This window comes from Desulfuromonas sp. KJ2020 (assembly GCF_024197615.1).
In the GTDB taxonomy this organism is placed as follows: Bacteria; Desulfobacterota; Desulfuromonadia; order Desulfuromonadales; family SZUA-540; genus SZUA-540.
This window is the reverse complement of the sequence record NZ_JAKUKE010000001.1, coordinates 682673-706212: the sequence shown is the minus strand read 5'-3', so window position 1 is coordinate 706212 and position 23540 is coordinate 682673. Positions and strand designations below refer to the sequence as shown.

Genomic DNA, 23540 nt, shown 5'->3' with positions numbered 1-23540 from the left:
GGCCAACCCCTTGATTTTTCTGGTGCCCAGGGACAGAATCGAACTGCCGACACGAGGATTTTCAGAATAACCCGAAGGAATTTTCAAAACCCTCATTGAGACTCTGAATCGCACTTTTTGTTTTTATTTCAACTTGTTGCAATTAATTGCAGTTCTGTCTCGTTCTTTCGGGTTCTGCCGATTTCTTGTGTTTTCTTGGCACGATTACACCAAAATTACACACAGTTTGAGGCCCAAAAGGTACGCTATTTGCGGTTGCTAGCAAGTTGCAAAGTGGGAAGGGCTAGCTTAGGCATGTTCATCCTAAGGCAATGATTCATCAGCAGCTCTCTCCAGTATGGCCATACATGATAGCTAGCATTGTTTAAGGCAAAAGCGTCTAAGCTACCCTCTTCGACCTCATTCTCCATTCGGTATTCCAAAATATAATGAGCCTCTATTAGGGCCTTGATTTTCTCATCAGGGTTAGTTGGGTCCTGAGAATCATCATCTTCCTCAAGGTCGCCATGTACCCATCTCGCCCCTAGAGTAATGAAAACTTTATATAGTCTCATTACGTTGTCCTCGTCTTCATCACGCAGTTCAGCAATTACAGCTTTTTCTACAACATGTTTATACTGAACAGTGAGGTCATCTTTCTCTAGGGAGTATTTAGGGTCAAAATCTTCTTTTAACCAGCTATAAAATCCGGCAACGTATACGTCTTGAATTTCTAGGGAGTCTATAGCAGCTTTTAGAAGTTCCTTCATTATCGTCTCCAGCCAACACTCTCTTGGTGTGGCAATACTCTATCGTTTCTTTGAACCAATCTTAGATTTCTTGTTTGTGGTTTGACTTGAAGCTCATAGCTTTGTTGCTTAGGGTTGTCTGCTGCAAACCAGTTGAAGGCTTTAATTGGATTTGCATAGATGCCTGAGTAGAAAGTCAGAATATTCACTATGTGCTGATTTAAGCTGACACCTTCCTCTTCAGAGCTTTCAGCCAGGAATCTATGAAGAGTCTTTGAGGTCCTTAGAGTCACCCTACCGCTATATTCTTCATTTGAAACATAAGGTGCGGGAAAGGGCTTCCCTTTCTCCTCAAAGTATTCATAAGTAGTGTTTATCGAATCCAAAGCTAAATCATAGGCTTCCTGAAAAGTGTCAGCGTACTCAGCGATATCTGGAAGCTCTTTGACTTTTGCTTCGTAACAAATTTCCCCGTCTTCTGTAATCTTCTTTATTGAAATGTTGTATTTTTCTGCGTCTATCATTTTTTTGGCTCCCCGTTGTTTGCTTCTATAAGTTCTGATTTGTACTTCTCAAGAACTTTAGCTACCTTGTTTATATATGTCCTTTTCAGCTCAGGGTTCTTGCCGTGTTCGCAATTATACGAACCAGAGTAAAACCCATCTAAGGCGTCATGGAAATATAGCTTGTGCCCACCTCTCTTGCCGTCCTTTACCGTGAACCCTAGCGACTCAAGAAGGGCCTTCATCTCGGAGCAACGCATTGATGCGCCTGCGTCTTGTAGCTCCTGGATGACATTTTCTACTTTTAGTTTACCAGACATTACGCACCGTATGTAGTGTCACAAATCAAAACCCGTATCAAAGCCAAATTTTAACCAACGCAAAATGAGACACCATATATAGTGTCACGCACTGAAAAAATCAAGCGTTTTCTGTCTAGGGCTGCTTGTGCCAGAAATGAGTTCGGTGAAATTGATTGCAGCGGTTAAGCTGCAAGGCGGTCCAGCACGTTCTTAACTGCCGTTGGGGTCCAGCTACCTGCCTTGCCCCTTGCGGTCAAGATGTTGTCCTTGTTCAGTTCCCGTGCAATCTGGTTCAGGCTCAGGCCGTCATTGATATAACCATTGATAATCGGGGCTACCTTCTCGGCAAATTCATCAGCCTTCTGCTTCCTTGCTTCCACCCCCAGGACCCGCCCTTTAGCCGCTGCATCCTCAGTGAGGTTCTGAGGGCTACCCAGGACCTTCCCACGAGCTTTCGAAGCTTGTAGGGCTGATTTCGTGCGAGTAGAGATAAGTTCCCGCTCCCGCTGAGCAAGAGCGCCGTAAAGGTTGATGGTGAATTGGTCGCAACCTGGAAGGTCACATACGATGAAGTCAACCTTGCTCTCAGCAAGGGAGGTAATGTAGTGCAGGGAACGGCTGAGGCGGTCCAGCTTGGCAATAACAAGTTTGTTGCCGGTGAGCTGAGATTGACGGATTGCCTTTGCAAGTTCCGGCCTGTCATTGTTCTTGCCCGACTCCACCTCAACATATTCAGCGGTCAAAGTGCCATTACCGTTAGAGATGAAATCACGAACCTGCTTCTTCTGAGCGTCCAGACCTAAGCCGCTTTTTCCCTGCCTGTCTGTGCTGACTCGGTAGTAAGCAATGTATCCGTTCATGGTTCACACCTCCCTGTGTAAATTCAGCAAATGACCATTTACTGTTTTTATACACTCGTTTTTTGGGTTTGTCAATAGGATTGTTTGCAATTGGTTGCAATGCCACGCTTGAGATTAAAGCAACTATCTGATAATCATGGGGTGAATGTGCAAAAGGATGATATGCAATTGAGTTCCCCTGAAGAGACCTTATCTGCCGATTCAATCATGAGGGGCTTCATTGCCCTCCATCCTCCCCCACGGATAGGCAAGAATCCGGTCTTCTTCTCCCTGGTTCGTGCTATCATCAGCCAACAACTTTCGTGACACAAGGCCTTAAAACTACAATAACATGATGATTATTAAAAATTCTGAGGATTGCGTTCTCTCGTTATTTTCTGGGGCTGGCGGCTTCTCTTTGGGCTTTTCCATGGCCGGACTTAAGCCAATAGCTGGCATTGAAATTAACCGAGATGCGTGTGAAACATATCGCCACAACATTGGCAGCCCCTGCCACGAAGCAGATATTAACTCTCTAGAGCCACAATACCTTAAGTCACTAACCGGGAACACATCCCCCTTCGTTATTATTGGTGGTCCTCCGTGCCAAGGATTCAGCACAGCAGGGAACAGACAGGCTAATGACCCAAGAAATAAGCTCATTTTCAGTTATTTAAATATAGTAGAGACACTTAAGCCCCGATGGTTCATCTTTGAAAATGTGGAGGGTGTTCTAACTTCAGGCAGTGGACAAGCAATAGTTGGTTTGGCCTCAGAATTTATAAGAATCGGTTATTCAATTCGAATACAAAAAGTAAACTTTGCTGGTTATGGCTTACCTCAGACACGGAAAAGGGTTCTTATTATCGGCAATAGGGTCGGAATAGATTTTGTCTTTCCAAAAGAAACCCACTCTTATAAATCTGGCAAATCAAAAAAATCAAACGGAAAGCCATTAGCTCCAACATTTGATGAGGCTACTGCAGGATTAGGTATGGCCTCTTCATCAAAAGATACTCTTGTAGGATACGAATCAGAAACCCCTTCGAACCGTTACGATTCGTTTATGCGTAGGAATAACCAGTCTAAATTCGTGACAATGCATTACCACACGACAACTGAGCAAGATACTGTCAAATTCAGTCAACTAAAATGTGGCGAAACAATGAAGGACTTACCAGAAGAACTCTGGCACGAGAGCTTTAAACGACGTGCAAACAGAAGAGTTAAAGATGGAACGCCAACAGAAAAGCGTGGCGGTGCCCCGTCGGGGATTAAGCGGTTATTCGGTAATTTAAATTGCCTTACTATAACGGGTGCGGCTTCAAGAGAATTCATCCACCCACACTATGACAGGGCACTCACATTAAGAGAATGTGCCAGGATACAATCATTTCCCGATTGCTTCGAATTTCATGGTAATTCCGCATCACAGGCTCAACAGATTGGGAATGCAGTTCCTCCATTGATGGCTTCTATATTCGCTAAGCATCTTATAGAAGTTGACGGAAAGTTTGGCTCTTCTCGCTCGGATACCCAACATCATGTATCACCACGATTGTTGGGATTCCAACTTACAGAGGCTTCCGGCATGAGTCCTGCGCTTGAATTGACATATAGAAACCTTGAAAAACTCGTACAAACTGAAATGGATTTTAGTTAGGAGATACTATGCCAAGAGATAGCCGATTAACTGCAGACGAAAACAGGCTCCTTACCAAGTTAATGCTTCTTGGCCCCCAGACAGCTCTTCCTATAGAGCTGTTGGGCACTGAACTATCTAAGCTGATAGGAATCATCTACAGGGACACAGAAAATACTCAACGTCTTCCCGAAAACATAAGAAATGTAATCGTTCCTAATCAAAATTATTATGATATTGATTTTGAGTGGTTTGAAGATACCACAAACATGAATGGGATTGATTATATCAACCTTTTTCTTGATGGGAAAAGGGACATACCAGACTTCATAACATATTTACGTTGCCTTTCTGAACTACACAAACGACGCAAAAAATACGCAAAAATACTTGTTGCACAACCAATTCCAACTATGGTTCAAGTTTCACCACGTTCTCTACTCGAATATGGTGGTTTACAGGTTGACGCTTTAGCATCATGGATAACTTGGCGCAAATGGTTTTTTGATATCGACAATCGCTCTGCCCAAGAAAGCGGCTATCTTTTTGAGCCAATTCTTGCGTCTGCACTGGGCGGTGAGCCTGCAAGTGGTCGCAATTCACCCATACTAAGGACAGGGGAACAAAACAAACGCCGTCAAGTGGATTGCGTTCTCATAAGACCCGACGGAGCAAGGGTAGCTTACGAATTCAAGCTGCGTGTGACTATTGCAGCAAGCGGACAAGGGAGATTTGGAGAAGAGGTTGGCTTTGCTAATGACTGCATTAACTCTGGCTACCGACCAATTCTTATTGTACTAGACCCAACACCCAACCATAGGCTCGCTGATTTAGAAAATGCATTTAGAGAATCAGGGGGGGAAGCCTATGTTGGTGATGCAGCATGGGAGCACCTTGAACAAGAAGCCGGAAATACAATGGCTAATTTCATTGAACGATATGTACGTGAACCCATTAGGCAAGTCTCTAATTATGAAAATCATCTACTTGATTTCGCAGCGAAACGGCATGAAGACGGAAACATAGAAATTAAGTTAGGAGAAATTGTTAAATTAATCGAAAGATGTGAAGATGATTCTGTTTCTGACACTGACGAAGACGAATAATAATGTTTAATTTTACCTGGAGTTGAGGATGTGGTTCCCAGCTTCACACCCTTCGACTTCTCCACCGCCAGCTTAATGCAAGACAGGAATTGACAGGCCTTGATATAGGACTATTTTTACCTTTTCCATGTCTCCGTCGTAGAGTTCCTGGAAGACCTCAATCCATTCGCTCATGCTCCAATCAAGGCCCCTCGCTCTTATCTGCCTGAAGAGGTCCCTTGCCTCTTTAAAGGCCTGTTCGCTCATGCGGTGAGGCCGTGCAAAGCCCTCCCCCAGTTTCCCAACTCGAATGAGTATTTCAATATGAGCCTGTGCCAGGAGCATGAGTTCATCAGGACCGATTACGCCATTGCAATTAGCTGCATTCATACTGTTCCCCTTTGGTGTTAAATCTGAAATTTTTTTCTGGTGACTGCATCACGGAAATTCGGGCTGGGGAACAAGGGATGTCCCTGATTCCAGCCGTATGATTGCAATTAAGTGCAACTGAAATTCCCTGTGCGCTGGTTCCACATCAGTCCTTGCTCCAAGCCAGGAACTCAAGCAAGTTCTGCTCGAAGTTCTGAGGGTCAGTAGCATGAAGTTGTCTGACAAAACCCTTGTAGACCATTTCCATGCTGAATACGTGTTCATCGTCCTGACCCTCGATTTCCCGCCTGTAGTCGGAGGCGAAGATATCAACCAACCCAGACTTGCAGGCCGCATCGGAATAGCTCCTCAGAAGCCTGTTGAGCAAGGCTATCTGCTTATCCGTTATCTGTAGAGGCTTCCCCGCCTCCAGCTCTTCTAGCCTGACTTGTCGGAGCCGTTCCTTCTGCAAATCAATCAGGGCGCTCAGTTCCGATATGTGATTGACGTTGCGGCGGACCTTCTCCGTGAACCGGCTCAAAACGTAAGGGTCAATCATTTGGTCAATAGGGACGTGGGCTACCCTGTATCTCTCAATAATCCGTGCCAGGTGCTTTTCCGTTATGTCCAAGCATTCCCCCATGTCCACTTGCACACTTCTGGCTATCAAGCGTGGGGAATGGCCGTGAACGGCCATAGAATGCACCTTCTCCAGCTTATCTGGGGAGAGACTGGTGAGACGCCCGAACTTGTCATGCTGGGGGTTCTGCGAAGCCTGCTGAGCCTCCACAAGCCCCTTGTACTGAGATGCACCCTTGCTCATTAATGCCTCCAACGGCGGGGCGGCGGGAAAAACAGTGAATGCAGTTAATTGCAATCTACTGAAATCAGAAATTAGGCATAGGTAGGGCAATGAATAGAAGTAAGAACAGTATCAGTATCAATAGCCTCATCTACTCTTACCTACCTTATCCAATCCCTCTATTATTCCCCTTACCTTTAGCCCCTACCCATTTTTTGTTTTTTCTTTTTTTTCTTCTAAACCAATTAGGAACAAAGCTCCCCCTACCCAAGCATCAATGGGAGGGTGAGCGGTTTTCCTCAGGTCCCAACTGAGGCCAGCAAATCCCATGCAACATTGCTGGTTCTTACAGGTAGCCTAAAGGCCTGCGGTTGCATGACCGCCCCCGACCCGCCCTGAGATTTTGCTCCCACGGTGTCGCCTTTGTCGGGTTCCTTGGTAAGCGACTTTTGAAACTGTCCGTGCCAACGTATTGAGCCGCCCACGGACAGAAAGATTTTATGCTTTGACCAGTCTTGCCTGAGCAGTGCTTTTCATGCCTGAGCCTTCGGCAATCCATTGGTCCAAGTCGTCCTTGCGATAGAAAATTCTGCCTCGTTTGATGAAGAGAGGCCCTTTGCCCTGGTAACGCATCATGGCAAGGGTTTTGGGTGCCATGCCTAAATACAGTGCGGCATTGTTGGCGTCCATTCTCCCATCGGGAAGCATTTCAATTTCTGTGACCTTCATTGCCCGTCCTCCATTTCGTAAGACAAAATATACAAGATAAAAAAATATATTGCAAGACAAAAAGATTGCTGTTAAGATTTGCCCAGAATGAACACTCACAGGGAGGTGGACCTATGGCAAAGGCAGGAAGGCCAAGCAGCGGAAAAGGGAAACTCTTGACGGTAAGGCTTACTCCGAAGATGAGATATTCCGTTGAACTCTTGGCCCGTATTCAGCGAAGGACTTCAATAACGGCAGTAATCGAACTTGCACTGGAACGGCTTCTTCATGACAAGGAAATGGGGCTGACAAATGGAAAGGGAGAATATCTCCCAGACCTCATATTCGATGAAGACGAGGTGACTTGCTTTGTTAACCTCTGTCTTCATTGCCCAGAGTTACTGACCTACGATGAAGAACTGATTTGGCGGGTAATCGAAGCGGACAAGAAGACATATTGGAAGGCTCATAGAACACCCAACTACGAAAAGATAAAAGCCAATTGGGATGAAATAAACGAGCAGGCGATAAAGGCAAGGCATTAAGCAGACAGGGCAGGGATATGGCAATCAAATACGAAAAGCTCACACGTCCGCAAATGAGAAGGCTAGAAGCGGGGGAGAAGATTGAAGAGCATGGCATTGTATTCACTCGGCTGAATAATGGTGACGGTCGTTTTGCAATCAATGTCATGGTAGACGGCCAACGGATTCACAGGGCTATCGGGAAAGAATCCGAAGGTGTGACCCGTGAGCATGTAGAGGCTGCCATAGCAGGGTTGAGAACAAAAGCCAGGGAAGACCGTTTGAACCTCCCCCAAGGGCGTAAGGTTGCAATGGGGTTCCGAGAGGCTTCCAAGAAATATATTGAAAACCTGGAAGAGGAAGGCGGTAAGGATATTAAGAACAAAAAGCGCCGCCTGGAGCAGCATCTTGTTCCGTATTTCGGTAATCAGCCATTGTCGAAAATTACAGTTAGCGACATTGAACGTTATAAGGAAAAGCGGTCAAAAGAGAAGGCTGTGCCAGGGGGGGAGAAGAATAAGCCCCTCGATATCTCTACACTGAAGAATACGAGTAATGGAACAATCAACCGAGAGTTGGCGGTGCTGTCTCATCTGTTTAATAAGGCTATAGACTGGAAGTGGATTCCTTACAGGCCATGCAAGGTTAAGCTGCTCCCTGAAGAATCGAACAAGATTGTCTACCTCACGAGAGAGCAAATATCATCTCTGCAACAAATGTCCCTGGAAGACGAGAACCCCCACATCCATCTGTTCATACTGATAGGCATTGATACGGGAATGCGTAAATCAGAAATTCTCGCTATCCGGCTTGAGCATATAGACATTAATAGAAAGCAGATTCATGTCCCTGAGGGCAAGGCCGGAACGAGAGAGCAGCCAATCACCGGACGGCTTGCCGATGTGTTGAAAGAAGTCATAGAGAATGCAGAAGAGGGGGAGGAGTGGCTGTTCCCGTCTGCCAAATCAAAAACAGGTCATGTGACCAACCTGGACAAAGCATTCAGGCGGGTTGTTGCGGCGGCAGGATTGGACCCTTCGCAAATTGTCCGTCACACCATGAGGCACACTGCTGTAACGCATCTTGTTCAGGAAGGCATAGACCTGCCAACGGTCATGAGAATATCAGGGCATAAGACTTTGGCTATGGTGCTAAGGTATGCACACCAGAACGGGGAGCATATTCAGGATGCTATGGACAGGCTGGAGCAGAGGTTAGAAGGTGCTTCTTAGGATTCCTGACAGCATTACACCAAAATTACACACAAAAAGAAAAAGGGCTTGCCGTCGGTATGGCAAGCCCTTGATATTTCTGGTGCCCAGGGACAGAATCGAACTGCCGACACGAGGATTTTCAGTCCTCTGCTCTACCGACTGAGCTACCTGGGCGTTTGGAAGCCCGTTTATAGCTAAATCGCTTTGTGCTGTCAAGAAAAAATATCAGGATTCTGACGAAGGGGTCTTTGCAGGGGGTCAACTTAGTTCTTGCTATCTCTCCTGAATACTGCTAAAAGAAAAAATCATTGATTTTTAATGGAGCAGAACATGTTTTCTTCCTTCGCCATCTTTAGCCGCTTTTTCTTTTGGTACGGTTATTTTAGACCGTCTGCCCTGGGAAGAGGTTTGCTGGCGTAAGAAGACTCCACACACCAAACCGACAGAGACCATGGGCAGACCGGCAGAGGGTTTTCCCGTGGTCTTTTTGCTTGTGATCGAAATCAAAAAGGCTCCGGGACCAGCTCCGGGGCCTTTTTCATTTAACGGCAAGGCGATCACACACCAGGAGGCAAAAAAATGATCATCGTCATGAAGCAAGGCGTCGGCAAGGAAGAACTTTCCGAAGTGAAAAAACGCATTCGCGAACTCGGTTACAAGCCCCACGTCATCCACGGGGAGACCCGCAATGTCATCGGCGCCGTCGGGGATGAGCGGGGCAAGATGGTGCTGCAGTCTCTGGAGTCCATGCCCGGCGTGGAGAGCGTGGTCCCCATTCTTAAGCCTTACAAACTGGCTAGTCGGGAAGTGTGCCCCGCTCCCAGTGAAATCGAGCTGGCGCCGGGTGTGACCATAGGCGGTTCTTCCCTGGTGGTCATGGCCGGACCCTGCTCGGTGGAAAGCGAAGAGCAGATCGTCGAGACGGCCAGGGCGGTCAAGGCGGCTGGCGCCAAGGTGCTGCGCGGCGGGGCGTTCAAGCCGCGGACGAGCCCCTATTCGTTCCAGGGGATGGAGGAAGAGGGGCTGAAGCTGCTCGATCTGGCGCGGCAGGAGACCGGCCTGCCCATCGTCACCGAGGTGGTCAACCCCCGGGACGTCGAGCTGGTGGCCCGCTATGCGGATATCATGCAGGTGGGGGCGCGCAACGTGCAGAACTTCGCCCTGCTCAAAATGCTGGGTAAGCTCGACAAGCCGGTGCTGCTCAAACGCGGCATGGCCACCACCATCCAGGAGTTCCTCATGAGTGCCGAGTACATTCTGGCCGAGGGCAACCGTCGCGTCATCCTCTGCGAACGGGGGATCCGCACCTTCGAGACTGCCACCCGCAACACCCTGGATATTTCGGCGGTGCCGGTTCTCAAGGAGCAGACCCACCTGCCCGTGATGATCGATCCCTCCCATGCCACCGGCCATGCCAGCCTCGTCCCCTCCATGAGCTATGCCGCTGTCGCCGCCGGCTGCGACGGCCTCATTATCGAGGTGCATCCCTGCCCCGAAAAGGCGGCCAGTGACGGGCCTCAGTCCCTGCGGCCCCAGGAGTTCGCCGCCGTCATGGAAAAGTTGCGGCAGTACGCGGCGGTCGCTGGCAAAACCCTGTAAAAGAGGGTAGAGTGTTCGGCCGAAACTCGGGCAGATTGAACCGGCGTGCGGTTGCGCCAGTTCAGTCTGCCCGTCGCTAGGAGGAAAAATATGTTTTTTATTCCGCTGTCCCAGGTCGAAAGTGTTGAACTGGTCGTGCATGCCCTGCGGGTCGCCGGCGGCGAAGCGGACTGCACCAGCTGCCCGGCGCGCCGCGTCTGTATGAAGCAGTGTCTCTCCATCGCCACCTCCATTGAGACCATGATTGAAACAAAATCCCTGCCCTTTCTCGGTGAAGACGCAGAAGAGGGCGCGCGGGAGGAGGAAGGTGTCGCCGCCCCGGTAAAGGATGGGGAAAAAGGGGGTCATCTCAAACGCATCAAATGATCGTCGGGCTCTGCCTCGGACAGGCTTTGGGCGTGGTATACGGCGTTGACAGAGGCGCTGTAAAGTTTTAAGATTTGCGCTTGCCTAAAAAAGGGACAGGGTCTTTTGGCTGTCCCCATCCCCCGCAAAAGGAGCCGTCATGAAGGTCCTTGTTACCGATGAAATTTCCCAGGAAGGGCTCCAGCCCCTTCTCGATGATCCCCGTATCGAAGTCGACGTCAAGCTCGGCCTGTCCGTTCCCGAGCTGCATCAGACGATTGGAGCCTACGACGCCATCATCACCCGCAGCGGCACCCAGGTCGATCAGCCGCTGCTGGATCACGCCACCAGGCTCAAGATAATCGCCCGCGCCGGGGTTGGCATCGACAATGTCGATGTGGAAGCGGCCAGCGGCAAAGGGGTGATCGTGGTCAATGCCCCTTTCGGCAACGTCAATTCGGCGGCCGAACATACCATGGCCATTCTGCTTTCGTTGTGCCGCAACGTCACGGTGGCCAACGCCTCCCTCAAAAGCGGCGAGTGGAAGCGGGCGCCCTTTACCGGCTATGAACTCAAGGGCAAGACCGTCGGCATCATCGGCCTCGGCAAGGTCGGTGGCCGCGTGGCGCTGCGCTGCAAGGCCTTCGAGGCCGACGTCATCGCCTGTGATCCCTACATCGCTGAAAAGCGGGCGGAAGATTTCGGGGTCAAGCTGGTCTCCCTCGAAGACATCGTGCGCTATGCTGACATCATCACCGTGCATACGCCTCTGAACGAAGAAACCCGCGACCTGGTAGGTGCCGAGCACTTCCCCGGCATGAAGGATGGCGTCATCATTGTCAACTGCGCCCGTGGCGGCATTATCAACGAGGAGGCCATGCTGGCTGCCCTTGAAAGCAGCAAGGTGGCCGGCGCCGCTTTCGACGTGTGGAGCGAGGAGCCCCCGCGCACCGAAACCCTGCAGAAGCTCATCGCTCACCCCAGGATGATCGTCACCCCCCACCTTGGGGCCAACACCTTCGAAGCGCAGAAGAATGTGGCGATCGATGTCAGCCGGGAGATCGTCAATTACCTGGACGGCCGCCCCCTGGAAAACGCCCTCAACATCCCCCGTTTCGATCCCGACCTCATGGACCATATGAAACCCTTCATGGCCCTGGTCAGCCGCATCGGCGACTTTATCTCCCAGCTGGCGACCCCCAACCCCAACAAGGTCACTTTCACCTACAACGGCAAGCTGGCCCGCTACGACTGCGCTCCCCTGACCGTGTGCGGCCTGGCCGCACTGCTCAACCGCCATACGGAGCAGGAAGTCAACATGGTCAACGCCCGCCTCATCGCCCGCAATATGGGGATTGACGTGGAAGAGGTGCGCAACACCGAAGCCGGCTCCTTCTCGAACCTCATCACCCTGACCATCGAGACCCCCGAGGGACGTCGCATCATCGCCGGCACCCTGTTCGACGGTGTTCCCAAAATCGTCAAGATGCGCGACTTTAACACCGATTTCCAGCCGGAAGAACACATGCTGGTCATCACCTATGATGACAAGCCGGGTCTGATCGGGAAAATCGGGACCATCCTGGGCGAAGCCGACATCAATATCGGCTCCCTCAACCTGGGGCGCCGCGAGAAGGCCGGCGAAGCCATGGTGGTTCTCTCCCTCGATGCCCCCATCCCGGAGGAGATTGTCGCCCGACTGGCCGAGGCGGTAGGCGCGCACTTTATCAAAGCTGTCCATATGGCGCGGTAAACCGCCTGTCATTTTGACACAAAAAAAGCGACCCCATGCCGGGAGTCGCTTTTTTTTGTGTCTTTTCAGACCCTTTCAGGTCACAAAGAGAGGCTGTCGGCTGGGCGGGACGATGCCGCGCTCCTCCGCCCGCTGCAGCAGGGTTTCAACCGCCCGCACCCCCTCTTCGCCCAGGTCGAGGGAGAAGGGGTTGACGTAAAGGGCGATGTGGCTGGCAATGACGTCATCGGCCAGCTCCTGAGAGTGCTGACGGATATAGGCCCGCGAGCTTTCCGGGTGACTCTGGGCGTAGGCCACGCTGGCGCGCAGAGCCGCTTCGACGCGGGCGATCGTGGCGGCGCCCAGGGAACGTTTGGCCAGAATGCCTCCCAGGGGGATGGGCAGACCGGTCTCCTGTTCCCACCAGGCCCCGAGGTCGGCCACCTGGGTCAGACCGTGAGCCTGGTAGGTGAAGCGGGATTCGTGAATGATCACCCCGGCCTCGACCTGCCCCGACCGGATCACGGCCATGATCTGATCGAAAGGCAGAATCAGCACGTCCTCGAACCCTTCACCATAAAGCTGCAGCAGGAGATTGGCGGTCGTCAGGCGGCCGGGGATGGCGATCTTTTTCCCTTTCAGCTCCTCCATGGTGGTGGCGCCGGTTGTCACCACCAACGGACCGCAGCCGCGCCCCAGAGCGCCGCCGCTGCGCAGGAGGGCGTAATCGTCGCGCAGATGGCCCAAGGCATGGTAGCTGATTTTGGTCAGATCGAGGGTGCCCTCCAGGGCCAGGCGGTTGAGAGTCTCCACATCCTCCAGGCGTTCGCGAAAACACAGATCCCCCGTTGGAATCAGGCCATGAATGAGGGCGTGAAAGATAAAAGTGTCATTGGGGCAGGGCGAGTAGCCCAGGGTCAGTTGCTGGCTCATGCGGAGATAGCCCTTTCCGGCCGGTTTTCCAGCAGGGTCAGCACCCCTTGCTGGGCCATGGCGGCAGCACCGCGCAGGTCCCAGCGGGAAAAATCCCGGTCTTCGGTGAGGTTGGAGATGCCCCGCACCTCCAGAAAGGGGGTGTCGTGCAGTTGGCAGACGTGGGCGATAGCCGCCCCTTCCATATTTTCGCAAATCCCGCTGGTGCGCTCTTCCATGGCCAGGCCGGCCGCCAAAGTACCCGAACAAGTAGAGATGGTGACAAACGGTCCGGAGGCAAAGCGGCAGCCTCTGCTGTCGCAGAGCGTCTTCAGGAGCGGGGCGGCGTGTTCGATCAGGGCGGCCTTCAGTGGAAACCGGTTAAAAAAAGCTTCCCCGCCCCGGCGGGCCAGGGGAAAGCCAATGGCTTCCATATCGCAGAAACCACCGGGGGTCAAAACGCCCTCATCCCCGTAGATTTCTGCCGTTGCCAGGGCGAGGTCTCCCGTGAGCAGGCCGGCACCGGGGTAGGCGCCGCCGCAGCCGAAAGAGAGGATGAGGCTTGGCGTACAGGCAGTGATGAGCGCCTTCGTCGCCGCCGCCGCGTTGACCTTGCCGACCCCGCAGTGCAGCAGACCGATGGAGCGTCCCCCATAGCTGCCCCGAAACAGGTCGTACCCGGCGCACTGGCGCACTTCCCATGGCGACAGGGTCTGGCGCAGCAGCTCGGTTTCAAGCGGTACGGCGGCGATCAGGGCAATCATGCGCGTGTCTCATGGGAAAAGATGAAAGCAAAGAAGCGGTGGCGATCAGGGCTTGAACCAGCCGCAGCGGATGAGGTCCCGGCGCAGGTAGGCTCCCTGGTTGCGAACCACGCCCTGGTACCAGAAGCGTTCCTCTCGCACCGGAATGTCGCCGGGGGCATCGAGCCGCTTGCGGCGGTCGATCAGGTTGCGCTGGAACTGGGCATCCGGTTCGGCCAGGATCTCCTTGAGTTTGGTCGCGAGTGACGGCGGGATCCCCTCGATAACATACTGGATCATGTCGCGCAGCTTGAGCCCCTGTTGATATTCCCAGAGGTCGCCTTCAAAGGCGGCCTCACACTCGCTGACAAAGTCGTTCCAGTCCAGCAGCAGACTGCCGAAATCTTCCTCGGCAAACTCGGAGAATTCGCTGTGGCGGCTCAGGCAGGCCTCGATGGCATCCTGTTCCTTCTTGGACAGAAAAAAGCTGAGGGTCTCCTCAACGGGATACATGTCGAGAGCCTCGACAATTTCCTGACAGAAGAGCACGTAGTCGAGATCATCCTGACCCATTTCGGCCAGAAACGGAGGCAGCTCGTCGGCGGGAAGGCAGAGGAGCGAAAGATGGTCGTGGCCAAAATCGCCGGGGGTGAGCAGGTCGGGGCGATGGGGCAGGCCATGCTGGTTCAGCAGATCGATGACGCGCAGGTGGTTGCCGGAAAAGCAGGTCAGCACCTTTTCTTCGGAATAGAAAAATTCGAGCCCGGCCCGGTTGTTGGCCAGGCCGAAACCGACGAAACCATCGTGAATCAGGCGAGGCAGGTAGGTATCAAGGGCCTGGAGCAGCTCGGCGGTCGGCAGATAAGGGCTGTAGAAAGTAGTGGGCCCGCTGGGCTCTTCGCCGGGAGCCTCCATTTCGTGGGGATAAAATTCCAGGATGAGAAAGGCCTCGGGGCCAAAGAGCCGGCTAATGCTGTGGAAAAGGCGGGAAATCTGGTCCGCTTCGGCCATGACGGTAATGCGATAGGCGTCCGAAGAGGCCTCCAGTGGCGAGAAGGCGTAGCCCCGGTGGAGGGGGGATTTGCCGCGGCGGAATTCGTTTTCCCAAAGCCGCAGCCCGATAGGCAGATTGAACGTCAAAGGAGTCAAAAGAGAGCCTGCTGTCTGGAGTATTGCGCGGACGCGAGATGCGCGCCAATCCGGTGGTCGCGCCCAGCCGTCAAAGTAGTTGATCACGGCAGAAAAGTCAATATCGCCACCCATGGTGGCATCGGTTGCCTTTCACCTTTCCCCTTTGCAAAAGTTGATGGATAACAAAACAAAAGTTTGGAGAAAGGATGCCGTATACATGGGGGAGGAAAGGCCGCCCCGAAGGGCTAACTCCCCTGAAATTAACATTTATTAGCGTTAAATCTTTTTATCGACAATAAATTATTTTATTGACAATTCCAGCCATTTTCGCTATATCGGTGCGGAAATAAAACTACTTTTTATTTTTAGACGAAAATGCAGACTCGACGGCGGCTTGCCCTGGGGTCTGGTTTTCGAGCTGAAGAAAAAATCACCGCCCAGCTTCGGAGGCTTCTCCGGTACGGCGGAATTTTGTTTTTTGCCGCAAAGACAGGATGGGTTGGTCCGTGAAGCCTGGTTAGCCCGGGTGACGCGTACCGCAAAGATCGTTCTTATCAAATCAGAGGGATAACCGAAATGTCGAAAAAAGCGATTAAACCTTCACTGAAGAATCCATTTGATCCACCGGAAAAAGTCGAATTCACTATTCCCGGCGAAATCGCCGGCGTCGCTGGTGGCTATGAAGAGGCCATGAAAGAGGGACATGACCTCATTCAGCGGCCCATCAAATCGGTCAGCGTGGCCCAGATTGAAAAACAGCACTTCAAAAAGCGCATGACGGTCTGGGAGCGCATTCGCGTGCTCACCGACAAAGATCCCAACATCCTCTTCCAGAACTGGGGCAAGAATCTCGACGGGGCTTCGCTGGTCACCGGCATCCTCAACATCAAGGGGCGCGACGTCGCTCTTTACGGCCACGACTTCACCGTGCGCGCCGGTTCCATGGACGCCACCAATGGCCAGAAACTGGCCCGCCTCTTCCAGATGGCCGGCGAGAAGGGGATTCCCCTTATCGGCATGAACGACAGTGCCGGCGCCTACGTCCCCGCCGGCGTCGGTGGCCTCGACGGCTACGCCGAAGCCTTCACCGCCCTGCGCAAGATCAGCGGTGTGGTGCCCAGCATCATGTGCATGTTCGGCTTCAATGCCGGTGGCGGCAGCTACCTGCCCCGGCAGGGCAGTTTTGTCATTCAGCCCAACGACACCTTTTTCGGTCTCACCGGTCCCGGCGTGGTCAAGTCGGTGCTGGGTGAAGACATCACCCCGGAAGAGCTGGGCGGCCCGCAGGTACACGGCAAGTCAGGCGTCGCCGACCTCACCGTCGAGGACGAAGTCTCCGCCCTGCGCACGGCCATCAGCCTGCTCAGCTACCTGCCCGACAACAACAGCGTCATGGCGCCCTTCCAGGAGACCAGCGATCCCCTCGACCGCAAGACCTGGGAGATCAACACCCTGCTGAAAAAGACCTTCAATTCGCCCACCGGCTTCAATACCCCCTTCGACGTGTCCCTCATGATCCAGCAGATCTGCGATCACGGGGATTATTTCGAGATGCAGCCGGACCGGGCCCGCAACGTCATCACCGCTTTCGGCCGCCTCGGCGGCAACGTCGTCGGCTTCGTGGCCAACAACAGCGCCGTCGACTCCGGTCAGATCGACTGCGACGCGGCCTACAAGATCGCCCGCTTCAACCGTTTCTGCAATATCTACAATATTCCGCTCATCTTCATGGAAGACACCACCGGCTTCCTCCCCGGCCGCGAGCAGGAATCCCGCGGTATCGTGCAGGCCGGCCGCGCCATGCTCGACTCCATCGTCGATATCCGCACGCCGCGCATCCTGCTCATCATCCGCAACGCCTTCGGTGGCGCCTACGCCTCCTACAACAACTACCCGACGGGGGCCGACCTGGTGCTGGCCCTGCCCACCACCCGTCTGGCGGTCATGGGGCCGGCCGGCAAGGAGTTCGTCTACAAGGATGAACTGCGCAAGCTGCGCGGATCGATTCCCGAGCGGGTCAAGAGGGGCATTCAGGAACGCCTCGATGCCGGTCTGCGCGACGATGTGGCCAAGAAGGACGCCGAAAAAGAGGCGGCCGACTGGCTCAAGGCGGCCGAGGCCGAGCTTAATCTGCGCTACGAGAAAGAGCTGATGAACCCGAAAGAGGCTCTGAGCCTCGGCTCCATCTCCAGCATCGTCATGCCGACGGATCTGCGCAAGGTGCTCGGGGAGAATCTCAACTTCTTCCTGCGCCACTACAAACCCGGCCCGATGCAGAGCGTGCAGCGCGAGTTTTATTAAGCCCTCACCGGAACCCTATCTAAGGAATCAGATTGGAGATATATACCGATGGCTCAACAAAGAGATTACTATAATGACAATCCCCTGATTCACCGAGACCGCCGCCTGGGCAAGGCCGCTTCCGAGTGGGTGCGCTCCTTTGCCTGCGAGGATCTCAAGCCCCTCATCGTCTGCCGGGGCCCCATCCGAAAAGAGGCCATGGACGTCTATGACGAAATGGGAATCACCCACTACGGCATTCTGCTTTCGGAAAAGGACTCCATTGTCTACCCCAATGCCCTGTCGCCGGAGCTTCGTCAGCTGACCGATTCGCGCCGGGTGCACCGGGTGCCCGATTACTCAGGGGCGAGCAAGGAGGAACGCGTCGAGCGTATCCATCAGATTATTCGCATCGCCAAGGACAACGGCTACGATTCCATCTTCGCCGGCTACGGTTTCATGGCCGAGGATGAGGAATTCGTCGCCGCTATCGAAAAAGCCGGCCTGAACTTTATCGGCCCCTGCGCCTCCACCCAGGCCAATGCCGGCAAAAAGGACGAGGCCAAGCGCACCGCCCTCAGCGTCAACGTCAGCGTCACCCCCGGCATCGACAACGTCACCGCCCGTACCCTGGTCAAAAAACACCCGACCCGTGCGAAGCTGCTGGCCCTGGTCGACGCCGAAAGCCTTGACTGCGACAAGGCGGTCCTCGACAATAAGGATCTTTCCCTCGAAGAGCTGGCCGACCACATCCTCTATGCTTCCTATCAGAAGGGGATCGATCTTTTCTCTATCGAAGAGCTCTGCGCCCAGGTGCAGTTTGAAGTAACCGAGATGTTCCGCAAGTACCCCAAAAGCCGCGTGCGCCTCAAGGCCATCGGCGGTGGCGGCGGCAAGGGGCAGCGCATCCTCGGGGCTTCCCTGCTCACGGCCAAAAACATCAACGCCGCTCTCATCGAGCAGGAGGCCTCCCAGGCGCCGACCCTGGTGCGGGAAGTCCTCAACGAAGTCAAGGCCAACGGCATTGGTGACAACAAGAACGTGCTCATCGAGCTGAACATCGAGCAGACCCGCCATAACGAGATCCAGCTGCTGGGCAACGGCGAGTGGTGCATCGCTCTTGGCGGCCGCGACTGCTCTCTGCAGATGCACGAGCAGAAGCTGCTCGAAGTCTCCGTTACCCAGGAAGGGCTGGCCACGCGCATAGCCGAAGCCCGCGCCGCCGGTGAAGAGCAGGCCGCCAAAGCCCTGGAGACCGACCTGACCGTGCTCAAGCGCATGGAAGAAGAGGCCGAGCGCTTCGGCCAGGCCGTCGGCCTCGACTCGGCCTCGACCTTCGAGTGCATTGTCGACCGCGACCGCCACTATTTCATGGAGGTCAATACCCGCATCCAGGTGGAACACCGGGTGACCGAGCTCTGCTACAGCCTCAAGTTCACCAACCCCGACGACAAGAGCGATTATTTCATCGTCGAATCCCTCGTCGAAGCCATGGCGCTGATGGCCCGCCACAAAAAGCGGCTGCCCAAGCCCGAACGGGTGGTGCGCTTCAACGCCGCCGTGGAAGCCCGCCTCAACGCCACGGACGCCTCCCTGTCTCCTCATGCCGGGGGCGTGATTCGTTACTGGTCTCGCCCCATCGAGGGCGAAATCCGCGACGACCAGGGCATCAGTGCCCTCAATCCCGACACCGGCCTGTTCATGAAGTACCGGGTGGCCGGGGCTTACGACTCCAACATCGCCCTGCTGCTGACCAAGGGGGAGAATCGCCTCGAGAGCTACAAGTATCTGTCGAAAGTGCTGCGCAACACCAAAATCCGCGGCACCGACCTGGCCACCAACCTTGAATTCCACTACGGTCTGGTGAACTGGTTTATCGGCAATACGGTCAACGCCAAGCCGACCACCCGTTTTGTCGTGCCTTACCTCACCCTCGTCGGCATGCTGAAGGAAGAAGCCAACAAGCTCGACCCGGTCTATGCCTTCCTGCAGATGAAGAAACATTATGCCCAGCTGGTCTCCGAGCAGTTTGCCGATCAGCCCGAGGTGCTCGGCAAAGAGCTCAAGAACATGTCCGAACTCCTCGACCGCAAGGGCACGCTGCTGACCCGCCCCATCGAGAAGCTGCTGGACGATCCCCACATGCTCTCGGGCTGGCTCAGCCTCAACAAGCGGAACTTCCGCCTGGAAAAAGGCAAGGTCATCTGGCTGCGCAATCCCGTGGTCGTGCTCAGTGAGACCTACGACTACCTCAACAAGCTCTACAATCCGAAAGACCCCGCCGCCGAAGTGATCTGGAGCCACGACGACGAGCTGCTGCAGAAAGCCGTGCGTTTCTACGCCAAGCTCAACGAGGCCTTCGGTCTGCACGAGGAAGACTACTTCCAGCTCAATGAGATGCTGCAGAAAGACAAGCCGCAGGGCGGTTTCGATGCCGACATGTGGGAGCAGATCCGCGCCTCCCACTTTGGCTACGAAGCCGGGCTCGAACTGCTCGGCATGGTCTTCCTGGTTGCCCTCAACACCAAGTTCTGGGATCTGAAAGTCGAGGACGACCTCGAGATCACCATCCCCGACCATCTCACCGACCCCGACCTGCAGGCGCGCATGAAAAAAGTGCTGGTGCCGCCGCCGGCGACCAAGGCCGACGAGATCGTGGCGGTCTGCGGCGGCATGTATTACGCCCAGGAAGCGCCGGGCCTGCCCCACTTTGTCGAGGAAGGAATGCACTTCGAGAAGGGGCAGCCGCTCTACATCATCGAAGTCATGAAGATGTTCAATACGGTGCGGGCGCCCTTCTCGGGCACCATCGACAAAATCCTCATCTCCGGCGGCGACGGCATCATCGTCTCCAAAGGACAGCCCCTGTTCAAGATCACCCCCGACGAGAAATTCGTCGAGGTCGATCCCAAAGAGATCGAGCGTGAAAAGCGGGCCCGCACCAGCGAGTATCTGAAAGTGATCCTCTGATCCACAAAAAAGGCTCCCCGTGGTCGGGGAGCCTGAAAGCTGGCGCCTCGCCCATTGTCGGGCGGGGCGTTTTTATAGGCGGCTGGCTCAGCTCAGGGGGCGCTCCTGCAGCAGTTCGAGCTTGAAGATGGTCATCAGCGCTTCCGGCGTATAGGGACAGTCCTCGATGACCATTTCCCCGGCGCCGCTGTCGTGAGCCCAGACGATGAATTCTCCGTTCAGGCGTTTCTCCCGGGTGACCTGATCGGGGTGCAGGCGATTCAAGGTGTCCCACATCCCTTCCAGATCGAGAAGCTCATAGCCGGCAATCTGCTGCTCTGCCGAGGCGTTTTCGATAAAGGCATCCAGGGTTTCGTATTCATCCTGTCCGGCGTCTTCACCCCACCAGCGGATGAAGATGTAACGGTTGTCCGAGTGCTCTTCCAGTTTTTTGGCCAGTTCAAGTCCGGTCATGGCAAACCCCCTCAGGCAAAAAAGATGATGGTATGGGTCAAATGGCAGCCGGTGGGTGATCCTCACTGTTTCATTTTCAAAAAGTATAAAAGGTGAGGGGAGAGTCGCAAGAGCGGCAGCGCAAAAAACGCACAACAGGGGTGATTTCGACGCAGGGGAATGTCAGCTAAATCCTCTTTATTTTCGATAAAGTGCATTTACTGACGATAAATAATTACATTGACAATCATGGGGTTTTCCGCTAAGAAAAAACCCTTATAAAACCATTTTCTATTTTCGCTGGATGGCTCATGGCTCTCGAATTCAATATCGGCACCAAGATCAAGGCGTTGCGCAAAGCCCGCAAACTCACGCTGCAGGATGTCGCTCGGGAAACCGGGTTTTCACCCGCCCTGATCTCGCAGATCGAGAACAACAACGTCTCGCCCCCCATCGCCACCCTCTCCAAGATCGCCCGCTTTTTCGACGTCAAAATGGGGCATTTCTTTGAAGATGACGAAGAGGATCGCAAATACGAAGTCGTGCGCCGCGGCGAACGACGGGTCATCAGCCGGGTGATTTCCAAGGCGGGGACGGGCCATGGCTATACCTACGAGGCCCTGTCTTTCCACAAGCAGAACAAGAAGATGGAGCCCTTTGTCCTCACCGTTTCCGAGCGGGCCGAAGAGGAAACCCTCTACAATCACGAGGGCGAGGAGTTTCTGCTGATCCTGCGCGGGACCGCCGAAGTCATCCTCGAAGACCAGCGTTTCATCCTAGAAGAAGGGGACGCCATCTACTTCGACTCCGATCTTCGCCACCGCCTGCTCTCTCTCGACGGCCAGGAGGTCGAGGTGCTGGCCGTGGTGACCCGCTGAACCCCTTAGGATTATGACCGACTGAGTCGACCGCCACGGCCTTTGTCTCGGCAGTCGATATCTTACTCTCTGTTTTGAAGGAGCTTTACATGAGCATTCAGGACCAGAAAAAAAACTGGGAATCGACGACCCTTAAAAAAGTGATGGATAAGGCCAAGGAGCGCCGCGAGGATTTCTCCACGACCTCCGACCTGGACATGGAGCGGGTCTTTCTCCCCGGCTTTGACTTTCCGGATTACGAAGGTAAGCTGGGTTTCCCGGGTGAATATCCCTTCACTCGCGGCGTGCAGCCTACCATGTATCGCGGGCGCTTCTGGACCATGCGCCAGTACGCCGGTTTCGGCACCGCCAAAGAGTCCAACGAGCGCTATCGCTACCTGCTCGGCGCCGGTCAGACCGGTCTCTCCGTCGCTTTCGACCTGCCCACCCAGATGGGCTACGACTCCGACGACGCCATGGCCGAGGGCGAAGTGGGCAAGGTCGGCGTCGCTATTGATACCCTGGCCGACATGGAGATCCTTTTCGACCAGATCCCCCTCGACAAGGTCTCCACCTCCATGACCATCAACGCCTCCGCCGCCGTGCTGCTGGCCATGTACATCGCCGTGGCCGAAAAACAGGGGGTCTCTTCCGACAAGATCATGGGGACCATCCAGAATGACATCCTCAAAGAATACATGGCGCGCGGCACCTACATCTATCCCCCCAGCGAATCGATGCGTATCATCACCGACATCTTCGCCTACTGCAAAGACCATGTGCCCAAGTGGAACACCATCTCCATCTCCGGCTACCACATCCGCGAGGCCGGCTCCAGCGCCGTGCAGGAAGTCGCCTTCACTCTCGCCGACGGGATCGCCTATGTCGAGGCCGCCATCAAGGCTGGGCTCGATGTCGATGAATTTGCCCCCCGATTGGCCTTCTTCTTCAACGCCCACAACAACCTCCTCGAAGAGGTCGCCAAGTTTCGCGCCGCCCGCCGCATCTGGGCCAAGATCATGAAAGAGCGCTTCGGCGCCAAGGATCCCCGTAGCCAGATGCTGCGCTTCCACACCCAGACCGCCGGCTGTACCCTCACCGCCCAGCAGCCCGACAACAACATCATGCGCGTCACCATTCAGGCCCTCGCCGCCGTGCTCGGCGGCACCCAGTCGCTGCACACCAACAGCCGCGACGAGGCCCTCGCTCTGCCGACGGAAGATTCCGTCCGCATCGCCCTGCGCACCCAGCAGGTCATCGCCTATGAGTCGGGCGTGGCCGATTCCATCGATCCTCTGGCCGGCTCCTTCCTGGTCGAGAGCCTTACCGACCAGATCGAAGCCAAGGCTCTGGAGTACATCCAGAAGATCGACGATCTCGGCGGCGCCGCCGAGGCTATCAATCGGGGCTTCCAGCAGAAAGAAATCCAGGACAGCGCCTACGCCTATCAGCGCTCCATTGAAAGCAAAGAGCAGATCATCGTCGGCGTGAATCAGTTCGCCATCAAAGAGGCGCCGCCCAAGGATCTGCTCAAAATCAAGCCTGAGGTCGAGCAGGCACAGCGGGTGGCCATCGCCGCGGTCAAGGCCGGCCGCGATCCAAAGGCCGTCGACGAAAAACTGGCCGCTCTCAAGGCTGCCGCTCAGGGGACGGACAACCTCATGCCGCCCATTCTGGAGGCCGTGCGGGTTTACGCCTCTCTCGGCGAAATCTGCAACACGCTGCGGGATGTCTTCGGCGAGCATCAGGAGACCGTGGTTCTGTAATTCAATGCGATTCACGAAAGCCAGAAGCCGGCCCCCGGTTCTCTGGCTTTCGTCTTT

Annotated in this window: 22 protein-coding genes and 1 tRNA gene; 11 read left to right on the top strand and 12 right to left on the bottom strand. The window is 54.4% G+C overall.

The genetic code is table 11. The features are described 5' to 3' along the window. Positions 1-245 precede the first annotated feature (245 nt). The 4 genes from MJO47_RS03235 to MJO47_RS03220 form a co-directional block, all read right to left on the bottom strand. Positions 246-749 (bottom strand): hypothetical protein, encoded by a 504-nt coding sequence (locus MJO47_RS03235; RefSeq protein ID WP_253959682.1) that lies wholly within the window; start codon positions 747-749, stop codon positions 246-248. Next, positions 749-1252 (bottom strand): toxin-antitoxin system HicB family antitoxin, encoded by a 504-nt coding sequence (locus tag MJO47_RS03230; RefSeq protein ID WP_253959681.1) that lies wholly within the window; start codon positions 1250-1252, stop codon positions 749-751. Before MJO47_RS03230 ends, MJO47_RS03235 begins: the two co-directional genes overlap by 1 nt. Continuing rightward, complete coding sequence (locus MJO47_RS03225; RefSeq protein WP_253959680.1) at positions 1249-1551, bottom strand: hypothetical protein; 303 nt, start codon at positions 1549-1551, stop codon at positions 1249-1251. The genes MJO47_RS03230 and MJO47_RS03225 overlap by 4 nt, the downstream gene beginning before the upstream one ends. A 164-nt stretch (positions 1552-1715) precedes the next feature. Further along, positions 1716-2393 (bottom strand): recombinase family protein, encoded by a 678-nt coding sequence (locus MJO47_RS03220; RefSeq protein ID WP_253959679.1) that lies wholly within the window; start codon positions 2391-2393, stop codon positions 1716-1718. Positions 2394-2724: 331 nt separating this feature from the next. On the opposite strand from MJO47_RS03220, the gene MJO47_RS03215 reads away from it, so the two are divergent. Then, a complete protein-coding gene (locus MJO47_RS03215) occupies positions 2725-4035 on the top strand; it encodes a DNA cytosine methyltransferase (RefSeq protein WP_253959678.1) in 1311 nt (436 codons plus the stop codon). A gap of 8 nt (positions 4036-4043) precedes the next feature. Next, complete coding sequence (locus MJO47_RS03210; protein ID WP_253959677.1) at positions 4044-5120, top strand: hypothetical protein; 1077 nt, start codon at positions 4044-4046, stop codon at positions 5118-5120. A 72-nt stretch (positions 5121-5192) separates the two neighbouring features. Here MJO47_RS03210 and MJO47_RS03205 read toward each other — a convergent pair whose 3' ends face one another. The 3 genes from MJO47_RS03205 to MJO47_RS03195 all read right to left on the bottom strand — a co-directional run bounded on the left by MJO47_RS03205 (position 5193) and on the right by MJO47_RS03195 (position 6999). Continuing rightward, the gene (locus MJO47_RS03205; RefSeq protein ID WP_253959676.1) at positions 5193-5489 is read right to left on the bottom strand and encodes a hypothetical protein; all 297 of its coding nucleotides are present in this window, start codon (positions 5487-5489) and stop codon (positions 5193-5195) included. 145 nt (positions 5490-5634) lie between these two features. Beyond that, the gene (locus tag MJO47_RS03200; RefSeq protein WP_253959675.1) at positions 5635-6291 is read right to left on the bottom strand and encodes a hypothetical protein; all 657 of its coding nucleotides are present in this window, start codon (positions 6289-6291) and stop codon (positions 5635-5637) included. A gap of 477 nt (positions 6292-6768) precedes the next feature. Next, complete coding sequence (locus tag MJO47_RS03195) at positions 6769-6999, bottom strand: helix-turn-helix domain-containing protein (RefSeq protein WP_253959674.1); 231 nt, start codon at positions 6997-6999, stop codon at positions 6769-6771. Between the two features lie 113 nt (positions 7000-7112). Between MJO47_RS03195 and MJO47_RS03190 the strand changes: the two genes are divergently transcribed. Both MJO47_RS03190 and MJO47_RS03185 read left to right on the top strand, forming a co-directional pair. Next, positions 7113-7523 carry a hypothetical protein gene (locus MJO47_RS03190; RefSeq protein ID WP_253959673.1) on the top strand — a complete coding sequence of 137 codons (411 nt, stop codon included), beginning with the start codon at positions 7113-7115 and terminating at the stop codon, positions 7521-7523. Positions 7524-7540: 17 nt separating this feature from the next. After that, entirely contained in the window at positions 7541-8734 is a 1194-nt protein-coding gene (locus MJO47_RS03185) for a site-specific integrase (RefSeq protein WP_253959672.1), read from the top strand. An 80-nt stretch (positions 8735-8814) separates the two neighbouring features. On the opposite strand, the gene MJO47_RS03180 is transcribed toward MJO47_RS03185, so the two are convergent. Continuing rightward, positions 8815-8890 (bottom strand) — tRNA-Phe (locus tag MJO47_RS03180). A 405-nt stretch (positions 8891-9295) separates the two neighbouring features. Here MJO47_RS03180 and aroF point away from each other — a divergent pair. The 3 genes from aroF to serA all read left to right on the top strand — a co-directional run bounded on the left by aroF (position 9296) and on the right by serA (position 12413). Continuing rightward, the gene (gene aroF / locus MJO47_RS03175) at positions 9296-10315 is read left to right on the top strand and encodes a 3-deoxy-7-phosphoheptulonate synthase (protein WP_253959671.1); all 1020 of its coding nucleotides are present in this window, start codon (positions 9296-9298) and stop codon (positions 10313-10315) included. A 90-nt stretch (positions 10316-10405) separates the two neighbouring features. Beyond that, the gene (locus MJO47_RS03170) at positions 10406-10681 is read left to right on the top strand and encodes a hypothetical protein (protein WP_253959670.1); all 276 of its coding nucleotides are present in this window, start codon (positions 10406-10408) and stop codon (positions 10679-10681) included. 139 nt (positions 10682-10820) lie between these two features. Next, positions 10821-12413 carry a phosphoglycerate dehydrogenase gene (gene serA / locus MJO47_RS03165; RefSeq protein ID WP_253959669.1) on the top strand — a complete coding sequence of 531 codons (1593 nt, stop codon included), beginning with the start codon at positions 10821-10823 and terminating at the stop codon, positions 12411-12413. A gap of 75 nt (positions 12414-12488) precedes the next feature. On the opposite strand, the gene MJO47_RS03160 is transcribed toward serA, so the two are convergent. Genes MJO47_RS03160 through MJO47_RS03150 form a run of 3 tightly spaced genes read right to left on the bottom strand, consistent with a single transcriptional unit; the run spans position 12489 to position 15196 of the window. Continuing rightward, positions 12489-13325, bottom strand: coding sequence for a 1,4-dihydroxy-6-naphthoate synthase (locus MJO47_RS03160; protein WP_253959668.1), 837 nt, complete (start codon positions 13323-13325; stop codon positions 12489-12491). Continuing rightward, positions 13322-14068 carry a futalosine hydrolase gene (gene mqnB / locus MJO47_RS03155; RefSeq protein ID WP_253959667.1) on the bottom strand — a complete coding sequence of 249 codons (747 nt, stop codon included), beginning with the start codon at positions 14066-14068 and terminating at the stop codon, positions 13322-13324. Before mqnB ends, MJO47_RS03160 begins: the two co-directional genes overlap by 4 nt. Before the next feature lie 45 nt (positions 14069-14113). Beyond that, positions 14114-15196: a hypothetical protein gene (locus tag MJO47_RS03150; RefSeq protein ID WP_253959666.1), complete on the bottom strand. Its 1083-nt coding sequence runs from the start codon at positions 15194-15196 to the stop codon at positions 14114-14116. A gap of 558 nt (positions 15197-15754) precedes the next feature. Between MJO47_RS03150 and MJO47_RS03145 the strand changes: the two genes are divergently transcribed. Next, positions 15755-17479 carry an acyl-CoA carboxylase subunit beta gene (locus tag MJO47_RS03145; protein ID WP_253959665.1) on the top strand — a complete coding sequence of 575 codons (1725 nt, stop codon included), beginning with the start codon at positions 15755-15757 and terminating at the stop codon, positions 17477-17479. A gap of 48 nt (positions 17480-17527) precedes the next feature. Then, entirely contained in the window at positions 17528-20428 is a 2901-nt protein-coding gene (locus MJO47_RS03140) for a biotin/lipoyl-containing protein (RefSeq protein WP_253959664.1), read from the top strand. An 87-nt stretch (positions 20429-20515) separates the two neighbouring features. Here MJO47_RS03140 and MJO47_RS03135 read toward each other — a convergent pair whose 3' ends face one another. Continuing rightward, a complete protein-coding gene (locus tag MJO47_RS03135) occupies positions 20516-20881 on the bottom strand; it encodes a hypothetical protein (protein WP_253959663.1) in 366 nt (121 codons plus the stop codon). Between the two features lie 290 nt (positions 20882-21171). On the opposite strand from MJO47_RS03135, the gene MJO47_RS03130 reads away from it, so the two are divergent. Both MJO47_RS03130 and MJO47_RS03125 read left to right on the top strand, forming a co-directional pair. After that, positions 21172-21738 carry a helix-turn-helix domain-containing protein gene (locus tag MJO47_RS03130; RefSeq protein WP_253959662.1) on the top strand — a complete coding sequence of 189 codons (567 nt, stop codon included), beginning with the start codon at positions 21172-21174 and terminating at the stop codon, positions 21736-21738. Positions 21739-21827: 89 nt separating this feature from the next. After that, positions 21828-23483 (top strand): methylmalonyl-CoA mutase, encoded by a 1656-nt coding sequence (locus tag MJO47_RS03125; protein WP_253959661.1) that lies wholly within the window; start codon positions 21828-21830, stop codon positions 23481-23483. Positions 23484-23540 lie beyond the last annotated feature (57 nt).